This is a genomic window from Xenorhabdus anantnagensis, assembly GCF_028598555.1.
Taxonomy (GTDB): Bacteria; Pseudomonadota; Gammaproteobacteria; order Enterobacterales; family Enterobacteriaceae; genus Xenorhabdus; species Xenorhabdus anantnagensis.
This window is the reverse complement of sequence record NZ_JAQRFN010000012.1, coordinates 122,345-129,112: the sequence shown is the minus strand read 5'-3', so window position 1 is coordinate 129,112 and position 6,768 is coordinate 122,345. Positions and strand designations below refer to the sequence as shown.

The 6,768-nt window shown below is 41.9% G+C and carries 6 protein-coding genes; 4 read left to right on the top strand and 2 right to left on the bottom strand.

Annotated elements, in window-relative coordinates:
* From PSI14_RS11410 to serS, 4 genes are all read left to right on the top strand, one after another.
* Positions 1 to 1,538: DNA translocase FtsK (locus PSI14_RS11410; protein ID WP_273575999.1), on the top strand; the 1,538-nt coding region annotated here is incomplete at its 5' end.
* A 73-nt stretch (positions 1,539 to 1,611) separates the two neighbouring features.
* Positions 1,612 to 2,223, top strand: coding sequence for an outer membrane lipoprotein periplasmic chaperone LolA (gene lolA, locus PSI14_RS11405; RefSeq protein ID WP_273575998.1), 612 nt, complete (start codon positions 1,612 to 1,614; stop codon positions 2,221 to 2,223).
* A 7-nt stretch (positions 2,224 to 2,230) separates the two neighbouring features.
* Positions 2,231 to 3,574: a replication-associated recombination protein A gene (locus PSI14_RS11400; RefSeq protein ID WP_273575997.1), complete on the top strand. Its 1,344-nt coding sequence runs from the start codon at positions 2,231 to 2,233 to the stop codon at positions 3,572 to 3,574.
* 90 nt (positions 3,575 to 3,664) lie between these two features.
* Entirely contained in the window at positions 3,665 to 4,954 is a 1,290-nt protein-coding gene (gene serS, locus PSI14_RS11395; RefSeq protein ID WP_273575996.1) for a serine--tRNA ligase, read from the top strand.
* A 64-nt stretch (positions 4,955 to 5,018) separates the two neighbouring features.
* Here the strand turns inward: serS and PSI14_RS11390 are convergent, their stop codons facing one another.
* Both PSI14_RS11390 and PSI14_RS11385 read right to left on the bottom strand, forming a co-directional pair.
* The gene (locus PSI14_RS11390) at positions 5,019 to 5,861 is read right to left on the bottom strand and encodes a BPSS1780 family membrane protein (protein ID WP_273575995.1); all 843 of its coding nucleotides are present in this window, start codon (positions 5,859 to 5,861) and stop codon (positions 5,019 to 5,021) included.
* A gap of 75 nt (positions 5,862 to 5,936) precedes the next feature.
* A complete protein-coding gene (locus PSI14_RS11385) occupies positions 5,937 to 6,752 on the bottom strand; it encodes a BPSS1780 family membrane protein (RefSeq protein WP_273575994.1) in 816 nt (271 codons plus the stop codon).
* Positions 6,753 to 6,768 lie beyond the last annotated feature (16 nt).

Below are 6,768 nucleotides of genomic sequence, written 5' to 3'. Positions count from 1 at the left end.
ATAGCTTGTTCCATCCATTTTTGATGCGAAATGATCAGCCATTGCCAAAACCAACGACACCGATGCCTTCTCTGGATCTTTTGGCGGAACCTCCAGCGGAAGAAGAACCGGTTGATATGTTTGCGCTTGAGCAAATCTCTCGTTTAATTGAAGCCCGTTTGAATGACTATCGTGTTAAAGCGGATGTTGTTGGGTTCTCTCCAGGGCCTGTAATCACACGATTTGAATTGGATCTGGCTCCGGGAGTGAAAGCTTCCCGTATTTCTAACTTATCACGTGACCTCGCTCGCTCGCTTTCAGCGGTAGCCGTCCGTATTGTAGAAGTTATTCCGGGGAAACCTTATGTTGGTTTGGAATTACCCAATAAAAAACGCCAAACAGTTTATTTACGGGAAGTTCTGGATTGTGAGAAATTCCGTGATAATCCTTCCCCGTTAACTATCGTTTTAGGAAAGGATATTGCAGGGCAGCCGGTTGTGGCTGACTTGGGTAAAATGCCTCACTTACTGGTAGCAGGGACGACTGGTTCGGGGAAATCGGTAGGGGTCAATGCAATGATCCTCAGCATTTTGTATAAAGCGAAACCAGAAGATGTTCGCTTTATCATGATTGATCCCAAAATGCTTGAATTATCGGTGTATGAAGGTATTCCGCACTTATTGACTGAAGTTGTTACCGATATGAAAGATGCAGCCAATGCATTGCGTTGGTGTGTAAACGAAATGGAGCGACGTTATAAGCTGATGTCAGCTCTAGGGGTGCGCAATCTTGCGGGCTATAATGACAAGATCAAACAGGCGGAAAATATGGGGCGCCCGATTCCTGATCCGTTCTGGAAGCCGGGTGACAGTATGGATGCAACGCATCCTATGCTGAAAAAAGAGCCTTATATTGTGGTAATGGTTGATGAGTTTGCCGACTTAATAATGACGGTCGGGAAAAAAGTGGAAGAATTAATCGCGCGCTTGGCCCAGAAAGCACGAGCAGCAGGTATTCATTTGGTACTGGCAACACAGCGCCCTTCTGTTGATATTATCACAGGGTTGATTAAGGCAAATATTCCAACGCGTATTGCATTTACGGTATCCAGTAAAATAGATTCCCGTACCATTCTTGATCAAGGTGGTGCAGAATCATTGCTTGGTATGGGGGATATGCTTTATTTGGCACCAAACTCTTCCATTCCTGTACGTGTTCATGGCGCATTTGTACGTGATCAAGAAGTTCATGAAGTCGTGAATGATTGGAAAGCCCGCGGTCGCCCTCAATACATAGATAGTATTATCAAAGGGGGAGAAGATGGTGAAGGCGGTATGGGATTTGATAGCGAAGAAGAACTGGATCCCTTGTTTGATCAAGCAGTTGAATTTGTAGTTGAAAAACGTCGTGTTTCTATTTCGGGTGTACAACGTCAATTCCGTATTGGATATAACCGAGCAGCCCGGATTGTCGAACAAATGGAAGCGCAACAAATAGTCAGTACACCAGGGCATAATGGTAATCGTGAAGTTTTGGCACCTCCGCCGCATGAACATTAATTACCGCTGTGAAATGCAATACAGTATCGGCAATTGATGGCTGATAATAAAATGAATTGAAGGTATCTCGCACATGAAAAAACTGATGTTAATTGGTTGCCTAATGATGGGTGTGAGCATAAGTTCTGCGTGGGCTGATGCAACGCAGGATCTACAAGGGCGTTTGGGAAAGGTGAATAGCTTTCATGCTGGTTTCACCCAAATAGTCACTAGTAATGACGATTTAACGATCCAAAAAGGAGAAGGGGAACTTTGGATCAAACGCCCTAATTTGTTTAACTGGCATATGACATCACCTGATGAGAGCGTTTTAGTTTCTGATGGTAAAACTTTGTGGTTTTATAACCCCTTCGTTGAACAAGTAACAGCAAATTGGTTAAAAGAAGCAACGGGAAATACGCCATTTATGCTAATAGCGCGTAATGATCCGGCTGACTGGAAACAGTACAAAGTTGTGCAGAACGGCAATAACTTTGAGCTGACTCCTCATAATACCAATGGCAATTTAAAACATTTTTCAATTAGCGTGACCCCAGAGGGAACGATCCAAAAATTTACTGCCGTTGAACAGGATGGGCAAAAAAGTGCTTATCAATTGAAAGGGCAGCAAAACGTAAACGTGGATGCGGCAAAATTCAAATTTACCGTACCGGAAGGTGTCACGCTGGATGATCAACGCCAGTGAGGTTTAAGTGAATAATCTTTCTCTCGATTTTTCACAAAATGAATTCCAGCCACTGGCCGCAAGAATGCGGCCAGTCACATTGGATCATTATATCGGTCAGCAACACTTATTGGCGAAAGAAAAGCCTTTGCCAAGAGCAATCCGAGCCGGTCACCTCCATTCCATGATTTTATGGGGGCCGCCCGGAACAGGAAAAACAACGTTGGCTGAAATCATTGGTTATTACGCGCAAGCTGATATTGAACGTATTTCGGCAGTCACTTCTGGCATTAAAGAAATCCGCGAATCCATAGAAAAAGCACAACAAAACCGTAATGCAGGGCGCAGAACTATCTTATTTGTCGATGAGGTTCATCGGTTTAATAAAAGCCAGCAGGATGCGTTTTTACCACATATTGAAGACGGTACGATCACATTTATTGGTGCAACAACCGAAAACCCTTCTTTCGAATTAAATTCAGCATTGTTGTCACGGGCTCGCGTCTATTTATTGAAATCACTTTCGACGGCAGAAATTGAACAGGTGTTGATTCAAGCCATGAACGATACAGAGCGTGGCATTGGAGGGCAAAATATCGTCTTACCGGACAATACTCGCCAGATGATAGCAGAGCTTGTTGCGGGAGATGCACGTCGTTCACTGAATTTGCTAGAAATGATGTCAGATATGGCGGAAACCAATGAGCAAGGGCAACGGATTTTGACGCCGGAGTTGTTGAAAGAAGTGAGTGGGGAAAGGAGTGCGAGGTTTGATAATAAAGGCGATCGATATTACGATTTAATTTCTGCCCTGCATAAATCAATCCGCGGTTCAGCACCTGATGCAGCACTTTACTGGTATGCCCGAATTATTACCGCAGGCGGTGATCCGCTTTATGTTGCCCGTCGGTTATTGGCAATTGCTTCTGAAGATGTGGGGAATGCTGATCCACGTGGAATGCAGATAGCTATTGCTGCATGGGATTGTTTTACGCGCGTAGGCGCGGCTGAAGGAGAAAGGGCAATTGCACAAGCGATTGTCTATCTTGCATGTGCACCGAAAAGCAATGCGGTTTATACAGCATTCAAAGCAGCTATGGCGGACGCGCAAAACAAGCCAGATTATGATGTTCCTGCTCATTTGCGTAATGCTCCGACTAAACTGATGAAAGAGATTGGGTTTGGCGAAGCTTACCGTTATGCCCATGATGAAGCGAATGCGTATGCTGCCGGCGAAGTCTATTTTCCACCAGAAATGCAACAAACACGTTATTATTATCCGGCAGCCAGAGGGCTGGAAGGTAAGATTGGTGAGAAGTTAAACTGGCTAATGGAACAGGATCAAAATAGCCCGATAAAACGCTATCGTTAATTTTCTTGATACGGTAAGGTTTATATCTAACAATTTCAAACTGCAGCTAAGAGCTGTAGTTTTTTCAATAACAACAAGCACAGGACTAGCATGCTCGATCCAAATATACTGCGTAATGAGCTAGACGCAGTCGCCGAAAAACTGGCTCGCAGGGGTTATACCCTTGATGTGGAGACGCTGCGCAAACAAGAAGAGCGCCGCAAAGTTTTACAAGTTGAAACTGAAACCCTGCAGGCAGAACGTAATTCCCGATCGAAGGCTATTGGTGCAGCTAAAGCCCGTGGTGAAGATATTGAACCACTGCGTCAGGAAGTGAATCAGTTGGGAGAAAAACTGGATTCAGCAAAAGCTGAACTGGAAACCTTGCAGGCTGAGATCCGTAGCATCGCATTAAGTATGCCGAATATCCCAGATGATTCTTCTCCGGACGGAAAAGATGACAGTGATAATCTGGAAATTAGTCGTTGGGGTGAACCACGCCAATATGACTTCGAAGTCAAAGATCATGTATCTCTGGGTGAATTGGCTGGCGGTCTTGATTTTGCTGCTGCGGTTAAATTGACTGGCTCACGTTTCGTGGTAATGAAGGGTCAGATTGCTCGTCTGCACCGTGCCATCTCGCAGTTCATGCTGGATTTGCATACAGAGCAGCATGGTTATCTGGAAACTTATGTCCCTTATCTGGTTAACCATGATTCCTTATATGGTACAGGCCAGTTACCTAAGTTTGGTGAAGATCTGTTCCATACTAGGCCACTGGAAGAAGAATCTGGCAGTCATTACGCGTTGATTCCAACTGCTGAAGTACCAGTGACCAACTTAGTTCGTGATGAAATTCTGGATGAAAGCACATTACCACTGAAAATGACGGCACATACTCCTTGCTTCCGTTCCGAAGCGGGTTCTTATGGTCGTGATACCCGTGGTCTGATCCGTATGCACCAATTTGACAAAGTTGAACTGGTTCAGATTGTTCATCCTGAGAAATCCATGGATGCACTGGAAGAACTGACAGGTCATGCAGAAAAGGTATTGCAATTATTGAATCTTCCTTACCGCAAAATGCTGCTGTGTGTGGGTGATATGGGAGCGAGTGCAAGAAAAACTTACGATTTGGAAGTTTGGTTACCTGCGCAAAATACCTATCGCGAAATTTCCTCTTGCTCCAATATGTGGGATTTTCAGGCTCGTCGCATGCAAGCGCGTTTCCGCGGTAAAGATGACAAGAAAACTCAATTGGTGCATACACTGAATGGTTCTGGTCTTGCGGTAGGGCGTACTCTGGTTGCAATAATGGAAAACTATCAGTTGGCTGATGGTCGCATTGAAATCCCAGAAGTATTGCGTCCTTATATGAAGGGATTGGAATACATTGGTTAACACCATTCATTCTTAATAAAAAAGCGCCAAATAATGGCGCTTTTTTATGAGTAACTATCATGAATTAACTTATCATCGCTATTTCATCTTTCTTTGATTCTTGTTTATAAAAAATACTACGATAAGAGGTATAAGATGTTGCCAGATTCAATGGTCCTGTAAAAAAAAGTCCCAAGAATAGAGGGATTGCAGAAATAAAGATCAAAAGGTACATAAAGAGAAGGAATAGTAATACCTCTGAGAGGTTTTTCCATATAGCTTTTAGACTGGTTAATAGAGCTTTTTTTACGTTAAAGTTGTTCAGTATAATCAATGCAGATGTAAACCAAGAGCACGCGCTAGATAAAAACAAGGAAATCAGGAGAGTGAAAAAAGATAAAAATGATATTTCTGAATCAGAACCAATGATCATTGAATCATAATTACTATATAAAAAGAGATCATCTAAAATAGATTGATAGAGATCTTTACCATCTAGTAGAGCAGAAATAAGACTTCCTAATATCTTTATTCCACAAATAATGATACCAACTGCCAGCAGAGCACCACATTTATTATAGATACCATAGAATAGTTTTCCTAACTCAAACTTACCTGTTATTCTTTGTGTTTCACAAATGGCAATAATTCCAGCAAAAAATAAAGGTTCCAGTAAATTAGAAAGGATAAAGCCGAAATAAGGGATGAATTCGATGCCTAAAGAGATAGCACCATAGATAATTCCCATCAATATCCACATACCAAGTTTAGGTGTTATAAAATCCCATGCATCGCCTATCCAGGCAATAGCTGCACTTGCTCCGATTGATTGGCCGTTGGGAATGAATATACTGTTTTCATTGTCTGAATTATTGGGTGATTTTTTCAAATCTGGATGAATATTTTGGTTATTAATTATTTTTTTCATCTCAATACACATACATTGAATATTAAAAAAGCGCTATTTTTAGCGCTTTTTACGTATAAATGTTTTCCAATACATTTAGCTGATTAAGCTAGATTTTGTCTCTTGAGTTTCTGGAGCATAAAAAATGCTGCGATAGGTTGTATAATAGGTTGCCATATATATCGGGATAGTAACAAATAAACCTAACCCCAATGGGATTGCGGAAATAGCTATCATAATGCCCGCCAGTAAGAAGAAGAGAAAACCACCAAATAAATTTTTCTTTACTGCACTCAAGCTCATTGAGATTGCTTCACCAAATTTTAGATCATTAATAATAATCAGAGCAGGAGCAAACCAACAAAATGCAAGGGCAACGATGCTAAAGAGTAACAGAACTAATACTGCCAGCATTAAAGTAGAAAGACTTCCCATTAATAGCATTGCGTCTGGATCTTGCCCGACAAAAAGCATTTGCAGTAAACTTGTTCCACCAAGTATGACAGCAGCAATGCCACCAAGTATAGATATGCCGATGGAAAGTCCACCAACAGCCACTAATGAGCCGAATTTATTCTTAAATCCATGGAAAAGTAATTCTATTTCAAAATCACCCGTTGTTCTTTGTTTTTCACTGGCAGCGATAAATCCTGCAATAAATACTGAGCTAAACAGCATCATAACAAGGCCGACAATAGGAATTAACTGCAAAATGAATGTGATAACCAAATAGATTAAGGTCAGCAGTATCCATTTCATTGGTTGTGCTTTGAACATTTCCCAAGCATTACCAATCCACTCTGTTGCTGCTCCTGCTCCTACAGCACGGCCACCTGGAATAAATGTATCTTTTTCTTTATTCAGGGAAACGTTGTTCTCTCCTGAATTCAAATTAATCTCTTGATTATTCATTTTTGTTCCGATTTAT

Bases quoted from the DNA above. Each gene is read 5' to 3' on its own strand.
- lolA (WP_273575998.1), top strand. From the start codon at position 1,612: ATGAAAAAACTGATGTTAATTGGTTGCCTAATGATGGGTGTGAGCATA.
- serS (WP_273575996.1), top strand. From the start codon at position 3,665: ATGCTCGATCCAAATATACTGCGTAATGAGCTAGACGCAGTCGCCGAA.
- PSI14_RS11390 (WP_273575995.1), bottom strand. From the start codon at position 5,861: ATGAAAAAAATAATTAATAACCAAAATATTCATCCAGATTTGAAAAAA.
- PSI14_RS11385 (WP_273575994.1), bottom strand. From the start codon at position 6,752: ATGAATAATCAAGAGATTAATTTGAATTCAGGAGAGAACAACGTTTCC.